This window comes from Mycobacterium sp. GA-1285 (assembly GCF_001499905.1).
Taxonomy (GTDB): domain Bacteria; phylum Actinomycetota; class Actinomycetes; order Mycobacteriales; family Mycobacteriaceae; genus Mycobacterium.
This window is the reverse complement of sequence record NZ_LQIS01000008.1, coordinates 103,263-127,044: the sequence shown is the minus strand read 5'-3', so window position 1 is coordinate 127,044 and position 23,782 is coordinate 103,263. Positions and strand designations below refer to the sequence as shown.

Genomic DNA, 23,782 nt, shown 5'->3' with positions numbered 1-23,782 from the left:
AGTTGGGGCCACGTCGAGCACGACGTTGCCGAATGAGACTGGAGTCAACGAGTGGGTATGCGGCCGGCGGCACGAATGCCGAAGCTGACACGACGCAGCCGAATTCTCATCGCGCTGGGAGCCGTGATCGTGCTCCTGTTGTTGATCGGGCCGCGACTGATCGACACGTACGTCGATTGGCTGTGGTTCGGCGAGCTCGGCTACCGCTCGGTCTTCACCACCGTGCTGTTCACCCAGATCCTGCTGTTCTTGGTCGTGTCGCTGCTGATCGGTTCGATCCTGTTCGCGGGGCTGGCGCTGGCTTACCGGACCCGGCCGGTGTTCGTGCCGACCAACGGCCCCAACGACCCCGTCGCCAGCTACCGCACCGCGGTGATGGCGCGGTTGCGCCTCGTCGGCTTCGGGATCCCCGCGCTCATCGGCGTGTTCGTCGGGTTGTTCGCGCTGGGGCAGTGGGAGACCGTCCAGTTGTTCCTGCACGGCAACAGCTTCGGGATCACCGACCCGCAGTTCGGCAAGGATCTGGGCTTCTACGCCTTCGACCTGCCGTTCTACCGGCTCGTCCTTAACTACCTGTTCGTCGCGACCTTCCTGGCCTTCATCGGGAACCTGTTGGGCCACTACCTGTTCGGCGGGATTCGGCTCTCCGGGCGCGCCGGTGCGTTGAGTCGTGCGGCACGCATCCAGTTGATCACCTTGGTCGGCATCTTGATGCTGCTCAAGGCGTTCGCGTACTGGCTGGACCGTTACGAGCTGCTGAGCCACACCCGCGGTGGCAAGCCGTTCACCGGTGCGGGCTACACCGACATCAACGCGGTGCTGCCCGCCAAGCTGATCCTGATGGCAATCGCCGTGATCTGCGCGGCCGCGGTGTTCTCGGCGATCGTGCTGCGCGACCTGCGCATCCCCGCGATCGGCGTGGTGCTGTTGCTGCTGTCGTCGCTGGTGGTCGGCGCGGGCTGGCCGCTGGTCGTGGAGCAGTTCAGCGTCAAACCCAATGCGGCGCAAAAGGAAAGCGAATACATCAGCCGTAGTATCGCGGCCACCCGACACGCATACGGACTGACCGACGACGTGGTGAGCTATCGCGACTACCCGGGTAACGCCGCCGCGACGGCAGCCCAGGTGGCCGCCGACCGCGCCACGACGTCGAACATCCGCGTGCTCGACCCCAACATCGTCAGTCCGGCGTTCACCCAGTTCCAGCAGGGCAAGAACTTCTACTACTTCCCCGACCAGCTGAACATGGATCGGTACCGGGATCGCAACGGCAACTTGCGCGACTACGTGGTCGCCGCGCGCGAACTGAACCCCGACCGGCTGATCGACAACCAGCGCGACTGGATCAACCGCCACTCGGTCTACACCCACGGCAACGGATTCATCGCCTCACCGGCGAACACCGTGCGCGGGGTGGCCAACGATCCCAACCAGAACGGCGGGTACCCGGAGTTCTTGGCCAGCGTGGTCGGTGCTAACGGTGAGGTGATCTCACCCGGACCCGCCCCACTGGCCCAACCCCGCATCTACTACGGCCCCGTGATCGCCAACACCCCGGCCGACTACGCCATCGTCGGCGAGAACGGTCCGCCGCGTGAATACGACTACGAGAACAACGTCGAGACCCGCAACTACACCTACACCGGCGAGGGCGGCGTTCCCATCGGCAGCTGGCTGACGCGCAGCGTCTTCGCCGCGAAGTTTGCCGAGCGAAACTTCTTGTTCTCCAATGTGATCGGCGAGAACAGCAAGCTGCTGTTCAACCGGGATCCGGCCAAGCGGGTCGAGGCGGTAGCGCCGTGGCTGACCACCGACACCACCGTCTACCCGGCGATCGTCAACGAGCGGATCGTCTGGATCGTCGACGGGTACACCACGCTGGACAACTATCCGTACTCGGAGTTGACCACACTGTCCTCGGCCACCGTTGACTCCAACGAAGTGGCGCTGAACCGGTTGCAGCCCGACAAGCAGGTGTCATACATCCGCAACTCGGTCAAGGCCACCGTCGACGCCTACGACGGCACGGTGTCCCTGTACGCCCAGGACGAGCAGGATCCGGTGCTGCAGGCGTGGATGAAGGTGTTCCCCGGCACGGTCAAGCCCAAGAGCGAGATCTCCGAGGAACTGCAGCATCATCTGCGCTATCCGGAAGATCTGTTCAAGGTGCAGCGCGCGCTGCTGGCCAAGTACCACGTCGACGATCCGGTGACGTTCTTCTCGACGTCGGACTTCTGGGACGTCCCGCTGGATCCGAACCCGACGGCGAGCAGCTATCAGCCGCCGTACTACATCGTGGCCAAAGACCTTGCGGAGAACGACCGTACGGCATCGTTCCAGTTGACCAGTGCGATGAACCGGTTCCGACGCGACTTCCTGGCCGCGTTCATGAGCGCCAGTTCTGACCCCGAGACCTACGGCAAGATCACGGTGCTGACCATTCCCGGTCAGGTCAACGGTCCCAAGCTGGCGTTCAACGCGATCAGCACCGACACCGCGGTCAGCCAGGACCTGGGTGTCATCGGCCGTGACAACCAGAACCGCATCCGGTGGGGCAACCTGCTGACGCTGCCGGTCGCCGAGGGCGGATTGCTCTATGTCGCACCGGTGTACGCCTCACCCGGCGCCAGCGACGCCGCGTCGTCCTACCCGCGCTTGATCCGTGTGGCGATGATGTACAACGACAAGGTCGGTTACGGCCCGACGGTCCGCGACGCGCTCATCGAGTTGTTCGGGCCCGGCGCGGACGCCACGGCCACCGGGCCCGCTCCGATCGCGGGACCGGGCGGACAGCAGCCCGCCGCGCAGCCCCCGGCCGACGGCCAGGCTCCGATGGCTCGCCCGCCGGCCAACCAGGAGGGGCGGGCGCCGCAGGTCCCGACACCGGCGGCGGTGCCGCCGAGCGGTCCGGTGCAGCTGTCGGGGCCGAAAGCGGCTGCGCTGCAAGAGGTCAACTCGGCACTCGACGCGCTGCGACAGGCCCAGCAGGGCGGTGACTTCGCCCAGTTCGGCGAGGCGCTGCAACGCCTCGACGACGCGATGGAGCGATACCAGTCCGCGGGCTGAGCCGCCAATGCCGCGAGTGCCAAGGCGCCAATGCCGCGAGCGACCGCGTCTGCACCGCGACACGCCGCCGTGATGCGTACATTCGCGGTCGCTCGCGCGGTTTGACCGGCCGTGACGAGACTCACCACCGTCGGTGACCGCGCGATTTGGAACTGCGCGAGCGCCTTCGGTAACGTGGCGTTCACCCGACGCGGGGTGGAGCAGCTCGGTAGCTCGCTGGGCTCATAACCCAGAGGTCGCAGGTTCGAATCCTGTCCCCGCTACTAGGTGAGACGGCCCTCGGAGGGAACTCCGGGGGCCGTCTTCGAGTCGGGCGTCGGGCCAGAAGCGAATCAGGCCGCAAGCCGCCCCGAGCGCCGTATGCTCACGGCGATGCTGGCGAAGTCGGCGATCAGATTCCTTCCCCTCGGCGCCCGCCGCGTGGCGTACGAGGTATGCGGCGACGGTCCACCGCTGGTGGCCCCGGCCTGGTGGGTCAGCCACCTCGAACTCGACGCGCAGAGCCCGAGTTTCCGGCGCTTCTGGGACGACCTCGCCAACGGGTACACACTCGTCCGCTACGACCGCCTCGGCGTCGGCATGTCGGACCGCACGCTGCACGATTCCGATCTGACCATCGACCGCGAGGTCGCCACACTGCGCACGCTCCTCGACGAACTCGAGCTGGAACGGGTTTCGCTGCTCGGCGGCTCGTCGGGCAGCTGCACCGCCATCGCCTTTGCCGCCGCGTTTCCCGAGCGCGTCGATCGCCTGGTGTTGTACGGATCATATTGTGACGGCTCAACTCTCACGGCGCCCGATGTCACCAACGCGATTCTCGCGGCGGTGCGCGCACACTGGGGCCTGGGTTCGCGCATGCTCGGCGACATCTTCCTCGGCGGCGCCGATCCCGCAGAACACGAGCGCTTCGGACGGTTGCAACGTGAAGCAGCGACAGCTGAAACCGCCGCAGCGCTATTGGAATTCGTCTACCGCGTGAACGTGCGCGATCAGCTGCCCCTGATCCGCTGTCCGGTACACGTTGTCCACCGCCGCGACGACCGGGCCGTGCCGTACCGCTGCGGGCGCGACGTCGCGGCCGCGATATCGGGTGCGAACTTCGTTCCGCTGCAGGGGACTGCGCACTTTCCCTGGCACGGCGACGCGGGCTCCGTCGTGCGCGCCTGTCGGCAGGGTTTGGTACCGACTGAAGCGACGACCGATGACGCGAGCACGCCGGAATCCACCGTGCTGTCGGACCGGGAGCGCGAAATTCTCGGTTGCATCGCACGCGGTCTCGGCGACCGGGAGATCGCCGAACACCTTGTCCTGAGTCCTCATACGGTCCACCGCCACGTTGCGAACATCCGCCGCAAGCTCGGCAGCTCGTCGAGGACGGCCGCCGTGGCCGAGGCTGCGCGCCTCGGAATCCTCTGAGGCCGAAATCGGCCATCTGAGCACGATGGCCCCTTCGAGCGATGCGTGCACCGCTGGGCCCTTCGTATGGTCGCGCCATGAGCGACACCGCCACCGCACCGTCGACCAGCCCCCCGTCTGCGGTGTGGCTTCAGATCCTCGCCCGGCTGTACGACCCGTTCCTGTGGTTCGGTGAGGCAGCCGGCATGCGACGCCGACGCCGCGATCTCCTGGCCGACGCCTACGGCCTGGTGGTCGAGATCGGTGCGGGCAGTGGGCTCAACGTCGCCCATTACCCCGACGACATCGCGGAACTGATCCTCACCGAGCCCGAGCCCGGGATGCGCCGCAAACTCGCGCGTCGCCTGAAGCGGCACGGCCGTGTCGCGCGGATCATCGCCGCGCCGGCGCAGCGCCTGCCGCTGGCCGATGCATCGGTCGACACCGTCGTCTCGACACTGGTGCTCTGCACCGTCGACGACCCGCACGGCGTGCTGCGGGAGATTGCGCGCGTGCTGCGCCCCGATGGGCAACTGCTCTTCATCGAGCATGTCCGGGCGCGCTCGCGGTTCCTCGCCAGATGTCAGGATCTCTTGCGAGAACCCTGGCGCCACTTCGCAGGCGGCTGCATCTGCAACCGGCCAACCGTCGAGATCATGCGCGCCTGCGGTTTCACGGTCGCTGCCCACGACGCCGTATGGCGTGGCATGCCGTCGGTGGTCCATCCGCTCTCGATAGGCCGCGCAGGGCGCTGAGCCCGGCCCCCCAGCCCCGGCCGAACGTCGCCGACTGGCTGCCCAACAAGGACCTCGCCGCACCCGGCCCGGCTAACGAGCACACCGTCGACCTCATCGCGGCGGTCTTCCGTGCCGTCGACGAGCCGGCCGCGTGACAGGATGACACGCGTGGGTGAACGCGTCAGCTTTCCTAGCACCAGTGGCCCCGCGCTCGCGGGCGTCATCGACGTCCCCGACGGTGAGGTCCGCGGCTGGGGTGTGTTCGCGCACGGGTTCACGCTCGGCAAGGATTCGCCCGCCGCCAGCCGGATCTGCAAGCAACTCGCCGGCGAGGGCATCGGCATGCTGCGGTTCGACAACCTCGGTCTGGGTGGCTCGGAAGGCGACTGGAGCGACGGATCGTTCTCGCACAAGGTCGCCGACACCGTGCGCGCCGTCGAGTTCATGAACTCCGAAAACCGCGAGGTGCGCCTGCTCGTCGGGCATTCATTCGGCGGTTCGGCCGTCATCGCCGCCGCCCACGAGTGCCCGACGGTGAAGGCGGTTGCCACCATCGCCGCACCCTACGAGCCCGCACATGTCGAGCGGATCTACGACGCGCTCGTCGAGCGCATCGAGGAAGAGGGCGAGGCGCAGTTCCACATCGGCGGCAAGGCGTTGACGTTGAAGCGACACTTCCTCGAGGACGTCCGCGACGCCGATCTGCGCGAGCGCATCCACACCCTGCGCCGCGCGCTGCTGGTGATGCACTCGCCGACCGACAACACCGTCGGCATCGCCAACGCCAGCGAGATCTTCCAGGCGGCACGGCATCCGCGCAGCTTCGTCTCACTCGAGGGCGCCGACCATCTGCTGACGGAGAAGGATCAGGCGGCGCGGGCGGCGCGCATCGTCAGCGCCTGGGCCGACCCGTATCTGTGATTTGTGTGCGAACGCGCGCGCTGAGCGCAACACAACGCACACACTTCACCGGACGGCGACGACGACCTTGCCCTTCGCCGTGCGGTCTTCCAGCGCGGCGATCGCGTCGGCGGCCCGCTCGAACGGAAACACTTGCGGTTGCGGCGCCGACACCTTGCCCGACGCCAGCAGCGGTTCGAGCTCGGCCCACTGCTCGGCCAGGTAGTTGGGGTGGGTGAAAGTCCAAGCGCCCCAACCGACTCCGACCGCATCGACATTGTTGAGCAGCAACCGGTTCACCTTGACGGTCGGAATCTCGCCGCCGGTGAAACCGACCACGAGCAGCCGCCCGCCCGGCGCCAGCGAGCGCAAGGAATCGGTGAACCGATCCCCGCCGACCGGGTCGACGACGATGTCGACGCCGCGGCCCTCGGTCAGCTCCTTGACCTTGTCCTTGAAACCGTCGACCGGCACGACGTCGGTCGCGCCGGCCGCCCTGGCCACCTCGGCCTTCTCCTCGGTGCTCACCACCGCGATCACCCGGGAGGCGCCCCAGGCGGGAGCCAACCGCAGCGTCGACGTGCCGATGCCGCCGGCCGCGCCGTGCACCAGGACGGTCTCGCCCTCGGCCAGCCGCCCGCGGGTCCGCAGCGCGTGGTGCATGGTGAGGTCGTTGAAGAGCAGGCCGGCGCCGGCCTCGAACGAGACGTTGTCGGGCAGCTTGAAGACGCGTTCGGCGGGCAGCGCGACGACCTCGGCCATCGCGCCGCACAGCATCGTCAGCGCCGCGACGCGATCGCCCGCCTGCACGTGCGCGCCGTCCGGTGCACTGCGCACCACGCCGGCGACCTCGCCGCCGGGCGTATAGGGCATCTCCGGCTTGTACTGATAGAGCCCGCGCGACTGCAGCACGTCGGGAAACGCCACCCCTGCCGCGTACACCTCGATGACCACTGCGCCGTCGCCGTCCGGTTCGTCGACCTCGACGAGCTTGGCGGCTTGGGGTCCGTCGAGGCTGGCAACCTGAATCGCACGCATGCCGCCATTTAACTCGACGCGAACGGCGGAGCCGCGCCGCGGCACCGATAGTCGCCAAAACCCGGCGGGGCGTGCCACCTGAAGCGCACAGTGTTAGATAAGCTCACTTGTCGGGCGACGTTGCCGAAGTCGAACGGAGTGCCCATGACCAGTGGTCCTCGCAGTCGATCGAAGGTTTCGGCCTTCGCCCCCGCGCAGTCCCTACCGACCGGTCGCGCCATCGCGGTACGCTCTCGCGACGGCATTCGCCTGCACGCCGAGGTCTTCGGCCGCGAAGACGGCTATCCGATCGTGCTCGCGCACGGCATCACCTGTGCGCTGCGGGTGTGGGCCCATCAGATCGCCGACCTGTCACACGACTACCGCGTGATCGCGTTCGATCACCGCGGCCACGGTCGCAGCGCGGTCCCGGTCCGCCGGGGCGCCTACAGCCTCGATCATCTGGCCGCCGACCTCGACTCCGTACTGGAGGCGACGCTGGCACCCGGTGAACGCGCGGTCATCGCCGGCCATTCGATGGGTGGCATCGCGATCACCTCCTGGGCCGAGCGCTACGCCGAGCGGGTGACCCAACGCGCCGACGGCGTCGCGCTCATCAACACCACCACCGGCGACCTGTTGCGCAACGTCAAGTTGCTTCCCGTGCCCTCGCCGCTGGCCAACGTCCGCGTCCGCACCGCCGGGACCTTGTTGAAGACGTTCGGCGCGTTCCCTGTGCCGCGCGCCATCTACGGCCCGAACCAGCGCTTCTTGTCGATGCTGGCGGTGGGCCGCGACGCCGACCCCGCGATCGCCGCGTTCGTTCACGAACTGTTCGCCTCGACCTCACCGGCCGGTCGCGGAGGCTGGGCCCGCACGCTCGTCGACCACCTCGGCCCCCAGCACATCGGGCTCAACAACCTCGTCGTCCCCACGTTGGTGATCGGCAGCGCCAAGGATCGGCTGTTGCCCGTGACGTCGTCACGCCGCATCGCCGACGAGGTGCCCAACCTCACCGAGTTCGTCGAGTTGGCCGGCGGCCACTGCGCGATACTGGAACGCCCCGACGAGGTCAACAAGCACCTGCGGGGGCTGATCGACTCGGTGACCGCCGAGCGCCGCATCAGTTCCTAGTTCGTCAGCGCGCTATGCACCTCGTCAGCGGCGCGCCTGCCGGACCGGACGGCGCCGTCGAGGAAACCCGACCAGGTGTCAGCGGTTTCTGTTCCCGCCCAGAAGATCCCGTCGATCGGCCTGCGCAACCACGGACCGTACGTCGTCCACGAGCCGGGCGGCACGGCCGCCGTCGGTCCCCCCGGCGCGAATTGCTCTGCGCCCCAGCAATGGTCGAGGTAGTCGAGCGGGTCGAACGCATCGTCGCCGAACAGCGCCGCGAAACCCGAAAGCGCCCGTTCCCGGCGATGCGCGGCCGGCAGCGAGTCGAACGAACGGGCGTCGACGAAGCCCAGCAGGATGCCGGGGCCCTCATCCGAGGGGCTGACGTCGAAGGTGATGAACACCGGGCCTTCGTCGGAAAGCGCTTCTCCCGAAAGCCCTTTCGCCCGCCAGAACGGCGTCTGGTATGCGGCGTACGCCTTGGTCAGACTGCCTTGGGGCCAGTGCTGTGCGAGCTTGCCGTACTCGGCGGGCAGCTCGGGCAGGAACTCGATCGCTTTGCGGTGTTCGGGTGGGATGGCGACGACGACGGCCTTGGTCTGCACTGCGCCGTGATCCGATGCCACGGTGAGCGTGCCGTCGCCGTGGCGTTCGATGCTGCGCACCGCGGCGTTGAGCACGACGCGTGATCCCAACTCCTCGGCCATCCGGATCGCGATCTGCTGGGTGCCGCCCGGGAAGCGGATCTGCTGCGCCCCGCCCTCGACGTCGAGCATGCGGTCCAGCCCTCCCGCGGCTCTGACGTAGCGCACGGCGTGCAGCATCGACACCGCGTCGGGCTCACAACCCCAGGTGACCCGCGACATGATCGCCATCAGGTCCCGCGTTCCGGCGCTCGCGTGCACCGATTTCAGCCAGCCGTCGAGAGAAAGAGAGTCCAGCGCGTCGGCGTGCGGGGCGGTCCACGGCGCTTCGACGGCCACCCGCCGGCAGGCGCGCTCGAAGCGCCACTGGATGCGCGACACATCGAGCAGTTCGATGATCGACAGCCGCGGAATCGTGCTGCGGTACGACCGGAGCCGGCCGCGCCACCGGATCAGGTTCTTGCCATCGCTGAAGGTGGGCACGGTCTCGCAGCCCAGTTCGGCGGCGAGTTCGCCGACGGCGTCCTGTGTCGGTCCGATGAACGTCGCACCGAGGTCGACGGGCACGCCGGCGATGGTCGCCGTCGCCGACCGGCCGCCGACCCGGTCGCGACCCTCGAGCACCACGACGTCGTAGCCGAGCCGAACCAGCTCGCGCGCCGCCGTCAATCCGGCGAACCCGGCACCCACCACGACCGCGTCGGCACTGGCTTGGATGGTCACGCGATTAGGCTCTCACGCCGTGAAGGTCATGACAGCGTTGTTCGGGCCAACCGGTGCCATCGAGCGGGCGCAGGAACTGCGCGAGGCCGGCGCCAGCGGTGTGTTCACCTTCGAAGGACCGCACGACGTGTTCGCGCCGCTGACACTGGCATCGACGGTGGGCGGCCTGGACTTGATGACCAACGTCGCCATTGCGTTTCCGCGCAACCCCATTCAGCTCGCCCACCAGGCTTACGACCACCAGGTGCTCGCTGAGGGCCGCTTCACGCTGGGCCTCGGAACGCAGGTGCGCGCGCAGGTCGAAAAGCGATACGGTGCGGCGTTCGACCATCCGGTCGCCCGCATGAAGGAGATGGTCGCCGCGCTGCGAGCGGTGTTCGCCGCATGGGAGACCGGCGATCGTCTCGACTTCCGTGGCGATTACTTCCGGCACACGCTGATGACCCCGACGTTCAATCCCGGCCCGAACCCGTACGGCCCTCCGCCCATCTACCTCGGCGCGCTCGGCCCGAAGTTGACCCGCGCCGCCGCCGTCGTCGCCGACGGCCTGCTCGTCATGCCGTTCGGCTCGAAGCGGTTCCTGCACGAGGCGACGATGCCCGAGGTGCGCGCGGGCCTGTCGGAATCGGGGCGGTCCCTCGACGACTTCGCGTTGGTGCCCGAGATCATCGTTTCGGTCGGCGATGACGCCGCTCATGACGCCACGCGCCGGCTGTTGGCGTTCTACGGCTCCACCCCGGCCTACCGCCCGGTGCTCGACGTACACGGCTGGGGCAAGCTGCAACCCGAGCTCAACGCGCTGTCCAAACAGGGCCGGTGGCAGGAGATGGGCACCCTGATCGACGACGAGGTGCTGCACACCATCGCCGCGTGCGGCACCCCGGCCGAGATCGCCGCCTCCATCCGCGACCGCGTCGACGGGTTGTCCGACCGCGTGTGCCTCTACCAGCCCGGACCGATCGCCGTCGACGCGTTGGCCGAGATCGTCGACGCGCTCGCGGCTTGACTCCTATGGTGGTACTCAGCAGGACCAAGGGAGGTTGCGAGCAGTGGAGTACGCCGACGTATTGATCATCGGAGCGGGCATATCCGGGATCGGAGCCGCCTACCGTCTGCAGGAGAAGAACCCGAACACGTCATACCTGGTGCTCGAGCGGCGGGCGCGCATCGGCGGCACCTGGGACCTGCACCGCTATCCGGGCATCCGGTCCGACAGCGACATCTTCACGCTGAGCTATCCCTTCGAGCCCTGGACGCGGCCGGAGAACGTGGCCGACGGCCCCGACATCCGCGACTATCTGGTTCAGACCGCCCGCAAGCACGGCATCGACGAACACATCCGGTTCGACACCCACGTGTTGTCGGCGGACTGGGACTCGTCCACCGACACGTGGACGGTGCGCGTCGAACAGGACGGGACGCCGGCGACGTACCAGAGTCGCTTCCTGTTCTTCGGCACCGGTTACTACAACTACGACGAGCCCTACCGCCCAGACTTCCCCGGCCTCGACCAGTTCGGCGGCGAGGTGGTACACCCGCAGCACTGGCCGGAATCGCTGGACTACACCGGCAAACGACTCCTGGTGATCGGCAGCGGTGCGACGGCGGTGAGCATGATCCCGTCACTGACCGAGAAGGCCGGCCACGTGACGATGCTCCAGCGCTCGCCGACCTACATGCTGTCGGGGCAGCGGATCAATCCCATCGTGCAGGCGCTGCGCAAGCTGCTGCCGGGGCGGGCCGGTTACTGGGGCGCGCGCATCTACAACACCATCTTCACGGTGTTCATCTACGCGTTCGCCAAGGCGGCCCCCAAGCTCAGCAGGCGCTTCATCCGCGGCCACGCCATCCGCAATCTCCCCAAGGGTTATCCCGTCGACGTGCACTTCAAGCCGCGTTATGACCCGTGGGATCAACGGTTGTGCCTGATGCTCGACAACGATCTCTACGGGGCGATCAGCACTGGTCGCCTCGATGTGGTGACCGACCAGATCGACCACATCGATTCGACCGGCGTCGTGCTGCGGACCGGACGGCGGGTCGACGCCGACGTGATCATCACCGCGACCGGCATCCAATTACAGGCGCTCGGCGGCGTTTTGATCAGCATCGACGGCGAGGAGGTCAAACCGCAGGACCGCTTCGTCTACAAGGAGCACATGCTCGAGGACGTGCCCAACCTTGCGTGGTGTGTCGGCTACATCAACGCCTCATGGACGTTGCGCGCCGATCTGACCGCCCGCGCCTTCGCAAAGTTGGTCTCCTACATGGATTCTCACGGATACACGCACGCCTACCCGCATCTGGGGGACAAACCGATGCCGGAGAAGCCGGCGTGGAACATCAACGCCGGCTATGTCCAACGCTCGGCGCACGTGCTGCCGAAGTCCGGCACCCACCGGCCGTGGAACGTCCGGCACAACTACGTGCTCGACGCGATCGACCACCGGCTCGACCGGATCGAGGAGTCGATGGTGTTCGGTCGTGCGCCGGTCCGAGTGACGCCGGTCGCCTGAACGCGTGGACTAATCCGGCACCCGGACCGCCACCCCGGCGGCGAGGAGCTTCGAGGCCGACAGCCCGAACGTCGACTTGAAGCGGTCGGACAGATGCGACGGGCTGGCGAAACCGGTCTGCATCGCGGCGTCGGTGAGGTTTCTGCCGTCCGCGATGGCTCGGCCGGCGTCGAGCAGCCGCACCCACAGCCGGTAACGACGGACGGTGGTGCCCAGCTCGTCGCGGAACAGGTGAAGGAACCGCGACTCCGACAGGCCTGCCTCGGCGGCCAGTTCGCGCGACGACACCGATCCTGCGGGGTTATCGCGAATCCTGCTGGCAGCACGCGCAATTCGGGGATCGGTGCGCCGATCCGCTGCGGGTGCCGCCAAGGAGAGCCAGTGCGACGCACCGTCGTCGTCGAGCGGGATGAACCGCAGGCGTTCCTCGTCGACGTGACCGGCGCCCACACCGCCGCGCCACTCGCCGACCTTCGCGCGGCAGCTCTCGGCGCGGTCCGACGTCGGCTCGAGGTAGCACGAGACCAGGCCGGCGCCGTGGCAGATCAGCCGGTGCGTCAGCCGCGGCGGGATGAGGACACTGCGCGCATCGAGGCGCTCGCTGTGTCGGGTCTCGACGGTGAGCGGTCCGCCGATTCCGACCGCCAGACACCACACCGATCCGGAGTGTGGTGCGAGTTTGAGGCTCGGCCCGGCGTACAGGGCTTGACCGGGCCACAACCACACCGTCGGACAGCAGGTTTGTGGAAGCGCGTCAGCCGCGTGTGCGGTCATGCTGGCCTCCTAATCGATTGACGGGAGGCTACCGTGGCAGACGCGGTCGTTGCGGTGATCGCCGTGTTCTTCGCCGGGATGGGGGTCTATGCGCTGGCCGCACCGGACGCGCTTGTCCGGCCGTTCGGCACCAACCTCGGTGGCGCCGCGGGGCGGGCGGAGGTGCGCGCGGTCTACGGCGGATTCGGATTGGCGATCGCCGGTGTCCTGGCGTACGCGGTGGTTGACGACGGAACGCTGCGGACGGGTGCGCTGTTCACGGTCGGCGCCGCGCTGGCCGGGATGGCGCTGGGTCGTGTGGTTTCGGCGCTCGTCGACCAGCGAACAGCGTTCTATCCGAACTGGTTCTACCTCATGGTGGAGGCGGTGGGCGCGGCGGCGCTGTTCACGGTTGTCTAACCGCTCAGTCGGCGACGGTGAACCAGTCCTTGAACCCCGACGGGTCGTGCCTGCCGAGCGCACCGTGTTCGAAGAGGCCCCACCCCTCGCTGGTCGTGCCGCCTTCCTTGCACTCGGCCCGGCCGACGTGATCGATGACGCCGAACATGGCGCGCCCGTTGACCGCGGGATCGGTCATGTCGTAGGTGAGCCGTTCGGTGAACTTGTCGCCCTTCCAGACGCCGTGCAGCCAGTCGGAGTCACCGCCGTATCCGCCGCCGATGTGGATCGGCACCGGCAGCTTCGATTCGACCTCGAACACCACCGGTGAGCCGTCCGGGGTGGTCGCTTCGATGGTGGCGCCGTAGGGGATTCGGGTCCCCGAGGTGTAGTGGATCTTGACCCGCGGCCAGCCGAGTTGCTCCACTCGGCCGTCGCGCCAGATTCTCGTGCAGTCGTTGAGGCTGCGGAATCCGGTGGGGTCCTCCTGGATGATCAGCACGATCCCGAAGTCGTCGAACGCCATCGGCACGTAGAGCCACCACATGCCCTCGAACGGCGGATGGGCCGGCCTGCCCGCGGGTTCGGGTTCGCCGATGGGGCGGATGCCCCATGACCGGTCGCGGCTGCCGATCCACACCGACGGGTCGACGGTGATCTCCTCGCCGTCGATCGCGATGACGCCGCTCCACGACCCGACCTGCGCGAATCGCTGGGCGTCCAACGTGATTCGGGTACCGGTGCGCAGCACGTGGCGCTGTTCCTGCACGGCGTCGAACAGGCCGTTCCAGGTCAGGTCGACGGCGATGCCTTCGGTCTCCTCGAGAACGATGCGCAGCTTGTGAAGCGGTTCGGTGACCTCGACGCGGTAACCGAGCACGTGCTGGTTGAGCCGGTCGGAGTCGATGCCGTCCGACAGATGCACCGCGGTCTGGGTGTCGCCCCTTCTGACCAACACGAACGCGTCCTTCACGCCCAGGTTCGGGTAGTAGCCGATCCCGGTGATCACGAAGATGTCGCCGGTGCGGTCGTGGGCGTTGAAGTAGGACCGGTCGTAGAAGTTGCGGTCGGACGATCCCGGCCACGCGATCGGTTGGGGGATCTGGTGAATCGGGAATTCGTCGGTGGGACCGAGCATCAGGAGTCATCTCCAATGAGTCGTTTCAGCAGTGCACTGTGATAGAACAGCGATTCGACGTCGTCTGGCTGTTCGATCTCGCCGAATCGCACTCTGCGCGCGCCGGTGCGCATGAACACACACGCCCAGATCACGCCGGAGTAGACGTAGAACCAGTGCAGGTCGCCCAGTTCGACCCCGGTCAGCGCCGTATAGGTGGTCTTGACGTCCTCCTCGCGCATGAAGTCGGGCAGTCCCGGCAGTCCGGCAAGGCCGGCCAGCTCTTGGAAGACGTTGTGCGCGAAGATCATCCAGGCCGCATCCATCTCGCGCGGTCCCAGGGTGGCCATCTCCCAGTCGAGGACGGCCACCGGCTGGTAGCCGGAGTACAGCACGTTGCCGACGCGGGAGTCGCCCCAGACCAGGACGGGGTCGTTGGCCGCGGCGTCGACGGGCCAGTTGGCCTCGAGCCAGTCGAGGGCACGTTCGACCAGCGCCGAGCGCCCGATGTCCGGGACGGCGAATTGATACCAGTCCTGAAGCCAATTGAGGTTGCGTCGCAACGCATTGCGATCGGACCCGTTGTCGAGGAAGCCGAACACCTTCTCGGGTTCCGAGATCGAGTGCAGTTCGGCGATCACGCTGACGGTGGCGTCCTGCAATTCGCGCCGCTGTTCGGCGGGGGAGTCGGCGAACCAGTTGCCGCCGAACGTGTACGGCATGACATCGGGCGGCACCCGGCCGTCGACGTAGTCCATCAGGAAGAACGGCGTACCGAGCACGTCTCCGGTGTTCTCGAGCCACCGCACCTGCGGCACCGGAACACCCGTCTTCTCCTGCACCAACCGGATCACGTCGAACTGGTGATCCATCCGGTACGACGAGAACACGGGCACGTCCTCGGTGGTGGGAGCGACCCGGGCCACCCATTTCTGTTCCTGCGGTTGGCCGTCGGCGGACCATCGTCCCGTCAGGATGATCGTCTCCGAGGACATCCCGTTGGCGTCGACGCCGCTTTCCACGGTGATCTCCGGTGCCGCCCCGCCCGGCAGGACGGTCGACAACCATCGGGACATCACCGCGGGCAGGGTGGACAGATCGCGACTTGAATGTTCGAGGCGGCTGACGTCTTCGACAGCCGGTTCGTTGGCCACAGTCTCTTCTTTCGCCGACAATTACGATACGGTGGGTAGCGTTATGAAACCAGACGCGTCATCGGTTGACAAGACCCCGGGCGCCGGGCGGCCCCGGGATCCACGCATCGACGCTGCCATATTGCGCGCGACGGCGGATCTCCTTGTGGAGATCGGATATTCGAATCTGACGATCGCAGCGGTGGCCGAGCGCGCGGGCACCACCAAGACCGCGCTGTATCGGCGGTGGTCGAGCAAGGCCGAACTCGTGCACGAAGCGGCGTTTCCCGCCGCGCCGACAGCGATCGCCACCCCGCCGGGGGACATCACCGCCGACATCCGCGCCATGCTCGCCGCCACCCGCGACGTGTTCGCCTCTCCGGTGGTGCGGGCGGCGCTGCCGGGTCTGATCGCCGACATGGTCGCCGACGACGAGCTCAACGTGCGCGTGATGGATAGGTTCACCGGTGTGTTCGCGGCCGTTCGCACCCGGGTGGCCGACGCGGTTCGGCGGGGCGAGGTCCATCCCGATGTCGACCCGGACCGGTTGGTCGAGGTGATCGGCGGGGCGACGCTGCTGCGAATGCTGCTGCGGCCGGGCGAGCCGCTCGGAGACGACTGGGTTGAGCAGACCACCGCAATCGTGGTGCACGGTGTGGTGGCATAGAAGGCGTGGCTGACGCATTCCCCTCCGACTGGCATTCCGCGCTGGTGTTGGTCCCGCACCCCGACGACCCCGAGTACGGTTGCGCCGCGGCGGTGGCGAAATGGACGTCCCAGGGCAGGACGGTCCATTACGCGCTGGCGAGTCGCGGCGAAGCCGGCATCGCGGGTATGCCACTCGAACAGGCCGGACCGCTGCGAGAGCAGGAGCAGCTGCGGTCGGCCGCGGTCGTCGGTGTGGCCGACGTCCGGTTCTGGGAGTTTCCCGACGGCGAGATCCGCAATTGCCCGGAACTGCGGGTGAGAATCGTCGAGACGATCAGTGAACTCGAGCCGGATGTGGTGATCAGCATCTACGGCGGTCCGCAGTGGGCATCCGGCACGCCCAACCAGCGCGACCACATGGAGTTCGCCGCGGCCGTCGTCGACGCCTACGACAGCATGCCCGATCCGCCGCGCTGGCTGTTCCAGAACGGGCCGGAGCCGACGCACGTCGAGGTGATCGACGACGGCTGCTTTGAGCGCGCGGTCGCGTCGTTGGCCGAGCACAAGGTCTATCTGTCGGTGCTCGATCCGCACACTCCGGTCGCAGTGCAGGCGCGCCGGCAGGTGGAGATGACGACGACTCCGCGCCCCGAGTTCGACGGCCGCCGCACAGTCGAATTCATCCTGGTGCGCCACCGCTAGCCCCCCTTTTTTTCGCGAGCGCGCGTTGGTCAGCCGTCGATCTGGCGCTTGTTGCGCTCCGAGATCGCTTGGAACCGGTCGCCGAGGCCGGCGAAATCGCGGTGTTGGGCGAACGCGATCTTCTCCTCGGCGGCCAGCGCGGGATCGATCACCGCGGCGGCACCGGTCGTGTAGATCTCCTTCAGCCCGAGCATGACTGACGCCGGGACCTCGGCGATCTGCGCGGCCAGTTCGACGGCTCGGTCGACCAGCCGGTCGTGGGCGACGACCTCGGTGACCAGACCGATGCGCTCGGCGCGGGCCGCGTTGACCACCTCGCCGGTCATCGACAACCGGCGTGCCATGGCCAGCCCCACCACCTGGGGGAGCCGGGCGGTCATGCCGCCTCCCGGCAGGATGCCGACCCGGGCGTGCGTGTCGGCGAACACGGCGCGCTCGGAGGCGATGAGGAAATCGCAGCCGAGCGCCATCTCCAGTCCACCGGTGAAGGTCGCGCCGTTGATGGCGCCGACGATCGGTGTGCGCATGTTGCCCGTCGCGGTGATGCAACTCTGCGACCGGAACTCCTCGAAATAGCCCAGGCCGTCGCGTTGCGCCTCCTTGAGATCGACTCCCGCACAGAACGCGGGGTCCGTGCCGGTGAGGACGACGGCGTTGACGGACTCGTCGGCGTCGGCCTCGGTGAGCGCGCTGTAGGTGGCCTTGATCAGGCCGCGACTCAGGGCATTTCGAGCCTCCGGCCGGTTGAGTGTCAGCACCCGCACGGGACCACGGTCGTCGACGAGCACCAGCGCTTCGGTCATGCGATGACGGTAACCCGGCGCCGCCGGGCAGGAAAGGCGGCCCAGAAACCTAGCGCAGGAACTGGTCGGCGTTGTTCGCCAGATCGAGCACCGGTTGAGGCAGCGCGCCCAAAGCGAATGTGACCGCGGCGGTGACCGTCACGACCGTTGTGCTGCGAACACTGGGCACCACCACTGTCGGCGCGTTCTCGGGCGGATCGGTGAAGAACATCAACACGATGACGCGCACATAGAAATACGCGGCGATCGCGCTCGTCAGGACGCCGACAACCACCAACGGGATTGCGCCGCCTTCGCCAGCGGCCTTGAAGACCGCGAACTTCGCCACGAAGCCACTGGTCAGCGGGATGCCGGCTAACGCCAGGAGGAACAGCGAAAACACCACGCCCACAATGGGGTAGCGCCGCCCGAGCCCGGCCCACCGGGCCATCGCGGTGTCCTCCTCGCCGGCCCCGTCGCGCACCAGGCCGACCACGGCGAACGCCCCCACGGTGCTGAACCCGTACGCGAACAGATAGAACAGCGTCGACGACACTCCCGCTTCGTTGGCGGCGATCACACCGGTGAGGATGAAACCGGTGTGCGAAACCGCCGAATACGCCAGCATCCGCTTGACGTCGGCCTGGGTCACCGCCGCCACGGTGCCGACGACCATCGTCAGGATCGCGATCGCCCAGAGCACCGGCCGCCAGTCGTCGCGCAGTTCGGGCAGGGCCACGTAGAACACGCGCAGCAGCGCGCCGAAGGCGGCGATCTTCGTCGCCGCCGCCATGAACGCCGTGATCGGAGTCGGCGCACCTTGATACACGTCGGGGACCCAGCTCTGGAACGGCACCGCGCCGATCTTGAACAGCACACCGACCAACAGCAGCCCCGTACCGATCAGAGCCAGCGAGGTCTTACCCGACCCGGCGCCGATCGCCTCGGCGATACCGACCAGATCCAGCGTGCCCGCGTACCCGTACAGCATGGCCACGCCGTAGAGGAAGAACGCCGACGAAAAAGCGCCCAGCAGAAAGTATTTCAGCGCGGCCTCTTGGGACAGCAGGCGACGCCTGCGCGCAAGACCGCACAACAGATACAGCGGCAGCGACAGAACTTCCAGCGCGATGAACATGGTCAGCAGGTCGTCGGATGCGGGAAACAGCAGCATGCCGCCCACAGCGAACATCGTCAGCGGGAAGACCTCGGTCTGGATCACCCCGGACTTGGTGGCCAGTTGTTCGGCCACGCTGCCGGGTACGGCGGACGCCTGCGGGGTGAATCCGTCCAGGCCTCGGCGAACACCGGTTTCGACCTCCGCGCCGACCTGCCGTTCGGCGATCAGCAGCACACCGAGCACACCGACGAGCAGGATGGTGCCCTGCACGAACAGCGCCGGGGTGTCGATGACGACCGATCCCATCACTGCCGACCGGCCGACCGTGCCGTGCAGGTCACGCGCGAGCACCACCACGGCGACCAGGGCAGCCGCCAAACCACCGAAGCAGAGCACGAGTTGGCTTGTGTACCGGTGCTGCCGCGGCAGGAATGCCTCGACGAGGAGCCCCGCGATGGCGATCCCGAAGACGATCAGCATCGGGGAGACCAGGCCGTATTCGACGGTCGGCGGGGTGAGGGTCATGGTCTCGGCCCTTCGGCGAGTCTGGGTGCGGGATCAGGTTGGTCGATGGTGGTCAGGGTGTGGTCGACCGCGGGATTGATGACGTCGAGTGCGGGTTTCGGGTACACCCCCAGCACGAGCAGCAGGGCGATCAACGGTGCGACGACGACGAGTTCGCGCGGCACCAGGTCGCGGACCCGCTCGTTGCCTTCGGTGACCGCTCCGGTCATCATGCGCTGATACATCCACAGGATGTAGATCGCCGACAGCACCAGCGCAGTGGACGCGAACACCGCAAGCACCGGGTAACGCGTGAATGTGCCGATGAGGACCAGGAATTCGCTGATGAACGGCGCCAGACCCGGAAGCGACAGCGTCGCCAGTCCGGCGACGAGGAACGTGCCCGCCATCACCGGCGCCACCTTCTGCACGCCGCCGAACGCCCGGATCAGTCGGGTTCCCCTGCGCGACACCAGGAACCCCGCGATCAGGAACAGGGCGGCCGTCGACAGACCGTGGTTGATCATGTAGAGCGTCGAGCCGGCCTGGCCCTGGCTGGTCATCACGAAGATGCCCAGGATGATGAACCCGAAGTGGGAGATCGACGTATAGGCGATCAACCGCATCACGTCGGTCTGGCCGATCGCCAGGATCGCGCCGTAGACGATGCCGATCACCGCCAGCGTGACCACCAGCGGCTGGAAATACGTCGACGCGTCGGGGAACAACTGCAGGCAGTACCTCAGCATCCCGAAGGTCCCGACCTTGTCCATCACCGCCATCATCAGCACCGCGCTGGCGGGGGTGGCCTCGACGGCCGCATCCGGCAACCACCGGTGAAACGGCCACAGCGGCGCCTTGACCGCGAACGCGAACATGAAGCCGAGGAACAGCAGGTTCATCACGGCGGGGTTGACGGCGAACTCGCCGCTGGACACTGCGGCGACGATTTCGCGGAAGTCGAACGTGCCTGCGGCGAACGCGTCGCTGGACGCGGTCACCACATACAGCCCGATCACCGCGGCCAGCATGATCAAACCGCCGAACAGGTTGTACAGCAGGAACTTCACCGCAGCCTTGCCGCGATTCTCGCCGCCGAAGCCGCCGATGAGAAAGTACATCGGGATCAGCATCGCCTCGAAGAACACGTAGAACAGCAGGATGTCCAGCGACACCAGCGAGATGAGGACCATGCCCTCGACGGCCAACGTCAACGCGAGGTAAGTCTGCACCGAGCGTCCGCGCAGGCCGGTCTGGCCGTCGGCGTCGTTCCAGCCCGCGATGATCAGCAGCGGCACCAGAACCGCGGTGAGCACGACGATCGCCAGCGCGATGCCGTCGACACCGAGGATGTAGCCGGTGCCGAACGACGGTATCCATTCGTGGGATTCGACGAACTGGTACTGCTCGCCACCGGGTTGGAAGCCGACCGCCACAACGGCGGTGATCGCCAGGACCGCGATGGAGACGGCCAACGCGAACCACTTGGCCAGCACCCGCTGGGCGGCAGGCAGCAGGATCGTCAGCGCGGCGCCGACGGTCGGCGTCGCCCACAGCACCGTGAGCCAGGGGAAGTTGTTCACCAGAGTTGCACCGCCAGGATCGCCGCGACCACCAGAACCGCACCTGAAAGCATCGAAAGGGCATAGGAGCGGGCGTAACCCGTCTGTAGTCGCCGCAGGCCCGTCGACAGGCGCCCCACCAGATTGGCGAGACCGCTGGCCGCTCCGTCGACCGCCTCGTCGTCGATCTCGACGAGCCCGCGGGTCAGCCGTTGGCCCGGCCGCATCAGCGCCGCTTCGTTGAACGCATCGCCGTACAGATCCCGGCGCGCCGCGACGGTGAGTGCCGAGCCGGCCGGAACCTCCTGTGGCACAGGCTTGGTGGCGTACATGCGGTAGGCGATGACGATGCCCACCGCGACGACGGCCAGGATGACCGCCGTCACCACCCAGACGGGTGCGACATGGTGCACTTCATGGGCACCGACGACCGGTTCCAGCCAGTGTTCGAGGGTGCCGCCGATCGCGAACGCGGCGCCGGACCCGACGGAGCCGATGGCCAGCAGGATCATCGGCCAGGTCATCACTTTCGGCGCCTCATGCGGATGCACGTGTTCGGCCCAACGCTTCTCGCCGAAGAACGTCATCAACATCACCCTGGTCATGTAGAACGCGGTGATGCCGGCGCCCAGGATCGTCACGCCGCCCAGGATCAAGCCTTTGACGCCGCCGGCGCCGAGCGCGGCTTCGATGATCCCGTCCTTGGAGAAGAACCCGGCCAGCGGCGGCACCCCGATGATCGCCAGGTAGCCGAGCCCGAACGTGGCGAACGTGATCGGCAGCGCCTTGCGCAGACCGCCGTAACGGCGCATGTTGACCTCGTCGTCCATCGCGTGCATCACCGACCCGGCGCCCAGGAACAGCCCGGCCTTGAAGAAGCCGTGGGTGAGCAGGTGCATGATCGCGAACGCGTACCCGACCGGACCGAGTCCGGCGGCCAGCACCATGTAACCGATCTGCGACATCGTCGATGCCGCAAGGGCTTTCTTGATGTCGTCCTTGGCGCAGCCGATGATCGCGCCGTACAACAGGGTGACGGCGCCGACGACGACGACACCCAGTTGTGCGGTGGGCGCGAGGTCGAAAACCGGTCCGGAGCGCACGATGAGGTACACGCCCGCGGTCACCATGGTGGCGGCGTGGATCAACGCCGACACCGGTGTCGGACCCTCCATCGCGTCGCCCAGCCAGGACTGCAGCGGCACCTGCGCCGACTTACCGCACGCGGCGAGCAGGAGCAGCAGTCCGATCGCGGTCAGCACACCCTCGCCGGCGGTCGGCGCGGCCGCGAAGACGCCCGCGTACGAGATGGACCCGATGTAGGCGAACATCACCATCAGGGCGATGGCCAGGCCCATGTCGCCGACACGGTTGACGACGAACGCCTTCTTGGCCGCCGTCGCGGCCGACGGTTTGTGCGCCCAGAAACCGATCAGCAGATAGGACGCCAGACCGACGCCCTCCCAGCCGAAGTAGAGCCCGAGGTAGTTGTCGGCGAGCACGAGGAGCAGCATCGCCGACAGGAACAGGTTCAGGTACGCGAAAAACCGCCGCCGCCCGGGGTCTTCGGCCATATAGCCGATGGAGTAGATGTGGATCAGCGAACCGACACCGGTGATCAGCAACACGAAACACATTGACAGCTGGTCGAGTTGCATCCCGAAGTCGACCTGGAGCCCACCGACCGGCACCCAGGAGAACAGCGACTCGTGAACCGTGCGGTGTTCGGCATCGCGGCCCAACATGTCGACGAAGAGCACGGCGCCGACGATGAACGACCCGACGGCCGCGGCACAGCCCAACAGGTGGCCCCATGCGTCGGTCTGTCGCCCCCCGAGAAGCAGGATCGCAGCGCCGGCCAGCGGCAGCGCGATGGTCAGCCAGACAGGAATCGTCATCGCGCCTCTAGTTCTTCAGAAGGCTTGCTTCATCGACCGAAGCCGACTGGCGGGCACGGAATATGCTCGTGATGATCGCAAGCCCGACCACCACCTCGCACGCGGCCACCACCATGGTGAAGAACGCGACCACTTGGCCGTCGAGGTGGCCGTGCATACGGGAGAACGAGACGAACGCGAGATTGGCCGCGTTCAACATCAACTCGACGCACATGAACATCACGATCGCGTTGCGGCGCAACAGTACCCCGGCCGCGCCGATCGTGAACAACAGCGCCGACAGATAGAGATAGTTATCGGGATTCATCCCCGCCTCCTCTGCCTTTCGTCGCGGTCACGGTCCGGCTCTGCAGGATGGGACTGACGGACAAATTCGACCCGGACCCGTCAGGCAGTCGCGCGGCGATGTCGACAGCGTTGTTGCGCGCGAAGACGCCGGGGTTCGGCAGTGTCGTCGGGTAACCGCCCGGTTTGAACCGCTCTTCGGCGAGTTCGCGCTGAGTCTTGCGCCGCTCGAAGCGTTCCCGGTGCGTCAGCACCATCGCGCCGAGCGCAGCGGTGATCAGCAGCGCGCTAGTCAACTCGAATGCCCACAGGTACCGCACGAAGATCAGGGCCGCCAATGCCTCCACGTTGCCACCCGCATTCGCCTGCGCCAGGCCGGTGAAGCCACCGGCGGAGACGTTGCCGATGCCGCCGATGAGCAGAATGCCGAACCCGACACCGACGGCGATCGCCGCAACCCGTTGCCCGCGAATCGTTTCCACCAACGACTCCTTGGAGTCGACACCGATGAGCATCAACACGAACAGGAACAGCATCATCACGGCGCCGGTGTACACCACCACCTGCACGACACCGAGGAACAGCGCGCCCTGCGCGATGTAGAACACGGCCAGCACGATCATCGTCGCGGCCAGAGACATCGCCGAATAGACCGCTTTCGACGCCGTGACCACTCCGAGTGCGCCGAGGACCGCGACAACGCCCAGGACCCAGAACAGCACGGCCTCGGTGGTCGTGGTGTGCCCCGGGTTGTCGGCGGCCATC

21 protein-coding genes and 1 tRNA gene are annotated in these 23,782 nt (G+C 67.2%); 11 read left to right on the top strand and 11 right to left on the bottom strand.

What is annotated here, in order from left to right; genetic code table 11:
• The first annotated feature begins 51 nt into the window (after window positions 1–51).
• From AU193_RS06895 to AU193_RS06875, 5 genes are all read left to right on the top strand, one after another.
• Window positions 52–3,066 carry a UPF0182 family protein gene (locus AU193_RS06895; protein ID WP_064421609.1) on the top strand — a complete coding sequence of 1,005 codons (3,015 nt, stop codon included), beginning with the start codon at window positions 52–54 and terminating at the stop codon, window positions 3,064–3,066.
• Window positions 3,067–3,255: 189 nt separating this feature from the next.
• Window positions 3,256–3,329 (top strand) — tRNA-Met (locus AU193_RS06890).
• Window positions 3,330–3,438: 109 nt separating this feature from the next.
• Window positions 3,439–4,482, top strand: coding sequence for an alpha/beta fold hydrolase (locus AU193_RS06885; protein ID WP_064421640.1), 1,044 nt, complete (start codon window positions 3,439–3,441; stop codon window positions 4,480–4,482).
• 77 nt (window positions 4,483–4,559) lie between these two features.
• The gene (locus AU193_RS06880; RefSeq protein WP_064421608.1) at window positions 4,560–5,216 is read left to right on the top strand and encodes a class I SAM-dependent methyltransferase; all 657 of its coding nucleotides are present in this window, start codon (window positions 4,560–4,562) and stop codon (window positions 5,214–5,216) included.
• Window positions 5,217–5,366: 150 nt separating this feature from the next.
• Complete coding sequence (locus tag AU193_RS06875; RefSeq protein ID WP_064421639.1) at window positions 5,367–6,119, top strand: S9 family peptidase; 753 nt, start codon at window positions 5,367–5,369, stop codon at window positions 6,117–6,119.
• A gap of 45 nt (window positions 6,120–6,164) precedes the next feature.
• Here AU193_RS06875 and AU193_RS06870 read toward each other — a convergent pair whose 3' ends face one another.
• The gene (locus AU193_RS06870) at window positions 6,165–7,136 is read right to left on the bottom strand and encodes an NADPH:quinone oxidoreductase family protein (RefSeq protein ID WP_064421607.1); all 972 of its coding nucleotides are present in this window, start codon (window positions 7,134–7,136) and stop codon (window positions 6,165–6,167) included.
• Between the two features lie 144 nt (window positions 7,137–7,280).
• Here AU193_RS06870 and AU193_RS06865 point away from each other — a divergent pair, with 144 nt between their 5' ends.
• Complete coding sequence (locus AU193_RS06865) at window positions 7,281–8,249, top strand: alpha/beta fold hydrolase (RefSeq protein ID WP_064421606.1); 969 nt, start codon at window positions 7,281–7,283, stop codon at window positions 8,247–8,249.
• Here AU193_RS06865 and AU193_RS06860 read toward each other — a convergent pair.
• Entirely contained in the window at window positions 8,246–9,598 is a 1,353-nt protein-coding gene (locus AU193_RS06860) for a flavin monoamine oxidase family protein (protein WP_064421605.1), read from the bottom strand. The two genes, AU193_RS06865 and AU193_RS06860, sit on opposite strands and share 4 nt — an antisense overlap.
• A 19-nt stretch (window positions 9,599–9,617) precedes the next feature.
• On the opposite strand from AU193_RS06860, the gene AU193_RS06855 reads away from it, so the two are divergent.
• Together AU193_RS06855 and AU193_RS06850 are read left to right on the top strand one after the other, a co-directional pair.
• Window positions 9,618–10,604 carry a TIGR03617 family F420-dependent LLM class oxidoreductase gene (locus AU193_RS06855; protein ID WP_064421604.1) on the top strand — a complete coding sequence of 329 codons (987 nt, stop codon included), beginning with the start codon at window positions 9,618–9,620 and terminating at the stop codon, window positions 10,602–10,604.
• A 43-nt stretch (window positions 10,605–10,647) separates the two neighbouring features.
• On the top strand, window positions 10,648–12,114 hold the full coding sequence (locus tag AU193_RS06850) for a flavin-containing monooxygenase (RefSeq protein WP_371259152.1): 1,467 nt from the start codon (window positions 10,648–10,650) through the stop codon (window positions 12,112–12,114).
• A gap of 9 nt (window positions 12,115–12,123) precedes the next feature.
• Here the strand turns inward: AU193_RS06850 and AU193_RS06845 are convergent, their stop codons facing one another.
• Window positions 12,124–12,888, bottom strand: coding sequence for a helix-turn-helix transcriptional regulator (locus AU193_RS06845; protein WP_064421602.1), 765 nt, complete (start codon window positions 12,886–12,888; stop codon window positions 12,124–12,126).
• A gap of 33 nt (window positions 12,889–12,921) precedes the next feature.
• Here AU193_RS06845 and AU193_RS06840 point away from each other — a divergent pair, with 33 nt between their 5' ends.
• Window positions 12,922–13,287 (top strand): DUF4345 family protein, encoded by a 366-nt coding sequence (locus AU193_RS06840; RefSeq protein ID WP_082682861.1) that lies wholly within the window; start codon window positions 12,922–12,924, stop codon window positions 13,285–13,287.
• A 4-nt stretch (window positions 13,288–13,291) separates the two neighbouring features.
• Here AU193_RS06840 and AU193_RS06835 read toward each other — a convergent pair whose 3' ends face one another.
• Complete coding sequence (locus AU193_RS06835) at window positions 13,292–14,404, bottom strand: hypothetical protein (protein ID WP_064421601.1); 1,113 nt, start codon at window positions 14,402–14,404, stop codon at window positions 13,292–13,294.
• Window positions 14,404–15,537: a phosphotransferase family protein gene (locus AU193_RS06830; protein WP_064421600.1), complete on the bottom strand. Its 1,134-nt coding sequence runs from the start codon at window positions 15,535–15,537 to the stop codon at window positions 14,404–14,406. The genes AU193_RS06835 and AU193_RS06830 overlap by 1 nt, the downstream gene beginning before the upstream one ends.
• A 43-nt stretch (window positions 15,538–15,580) precedes the next feature.
• Between AU193_RS06830 and AU193_RS06825 the strand changes: the two genes are divergently transcribed.
• Window positions 15,581–16,183 (top strand): TetR/AcrR family transcriptional regulator, encoded by a 603-nt coding sequence (locus tag AU193_RS06825; RefSeq protein ID WP_064421599.1) that lies wholly within the window; start codon window positions 15,581–15,583, stop codon window positions 16,181–16,183.
• A 5-nt stretch (window positions 16,184–16,188) separates the two neighbouring features.
• A complete protein-coding gene (locus tag AU193_RS06820) occupies window positions 16,189–16,866 on the top strand; it encodes a PIG-L deacetylase family protein (protein ID WP_064421598.1) in 678 nt (225 codons plus the stop codon).
• Window positions 16,867–16,895: 29 nt separating this feature from the next.
• Here the strand turns inward: AU193_RS06820 and AU193_RS06815 are convergent, their stop codons facing one another.
• The 6 genes from AU193_RS06815 to AU193_RS06790 are packed head-to-tail and all read right to left on the bottom strand — an operon-like array spanning window position 16,896 to window position 23,781.
• Window positions 16,896–17,669: an enoyl-CoA hydratase gene (locus AU193_RS06815; RefSeq protein ID WP_064421597.1), complete on the bottom strand. Its 774-nt coding sequence runs from the start codon at window positions 17,667–17,669 to the stop codon at window positions 16,896–16,898.
• 49 nt (window positions 17,670–17,718) lie between these two features.
• Window positions 17,719–19,293, bottom strand: a complete 1,575-nt coding sequence (gene nuoN, locus AU193_RS06810) for an NADH-quinone oxidoreductase subunit NuoN (RefSeq protein ID WP_064421596.1) — start codon at window positions 19,291–19,293, stop codon at window positions 17,719–17,721.
• A complete protein-coding gene (locus AU193_RS06805; RefSeq protein WP_064421595.1) occupies window positions 19,290–20,858 on the bottom strand; it encodes an NADH-quinone oxidoreductase subunit M in 1,569 nt (522 codons plus the stop codon). The genes nuoN and AU193_RS06805 overlap by 4 nt, the downstream gene beginning before the upstream one ends.
• Entirely contained in the window at window positions 20,852–22,732 is a 1,881-nt protein-coding gene (gene nuoL, locus AU193_RS06800; protein ID WP_064421594.1) for an NADH-quinone oxidoreductase subunit L, read from the bottom strand. Before nuoL ends, AU193_RS06805 begins: the two co-directional genes overlap by 7 nt.
• A gap of 7 nt (window positions 22,733–22,739) precedes the next feature.
• Entirely contained in the window at window positions 22,740–23,039 is a 300-nt protein-coding gene (gene nuoK / locus AU193_RS06795; protein WP_064421593.1) for an NADH-quinone oxidoreductase subunit NuoK, read from the bottom strand.
• Entirely contained in the window at window positions 23,026–23,781 is a 756-nt protein-coding gene (locus AU193_RS06790) for an NADH-quinone oxidoreductase subunit J (protein WP_371259156.1), read from the bottom strand. Before AU193_RS06790 ends, nuoK begins: the two co-directional genes overlap by 14 nt.
• Between the last annotated feature and the right edge of the window lies 1 nt (window position 23,782).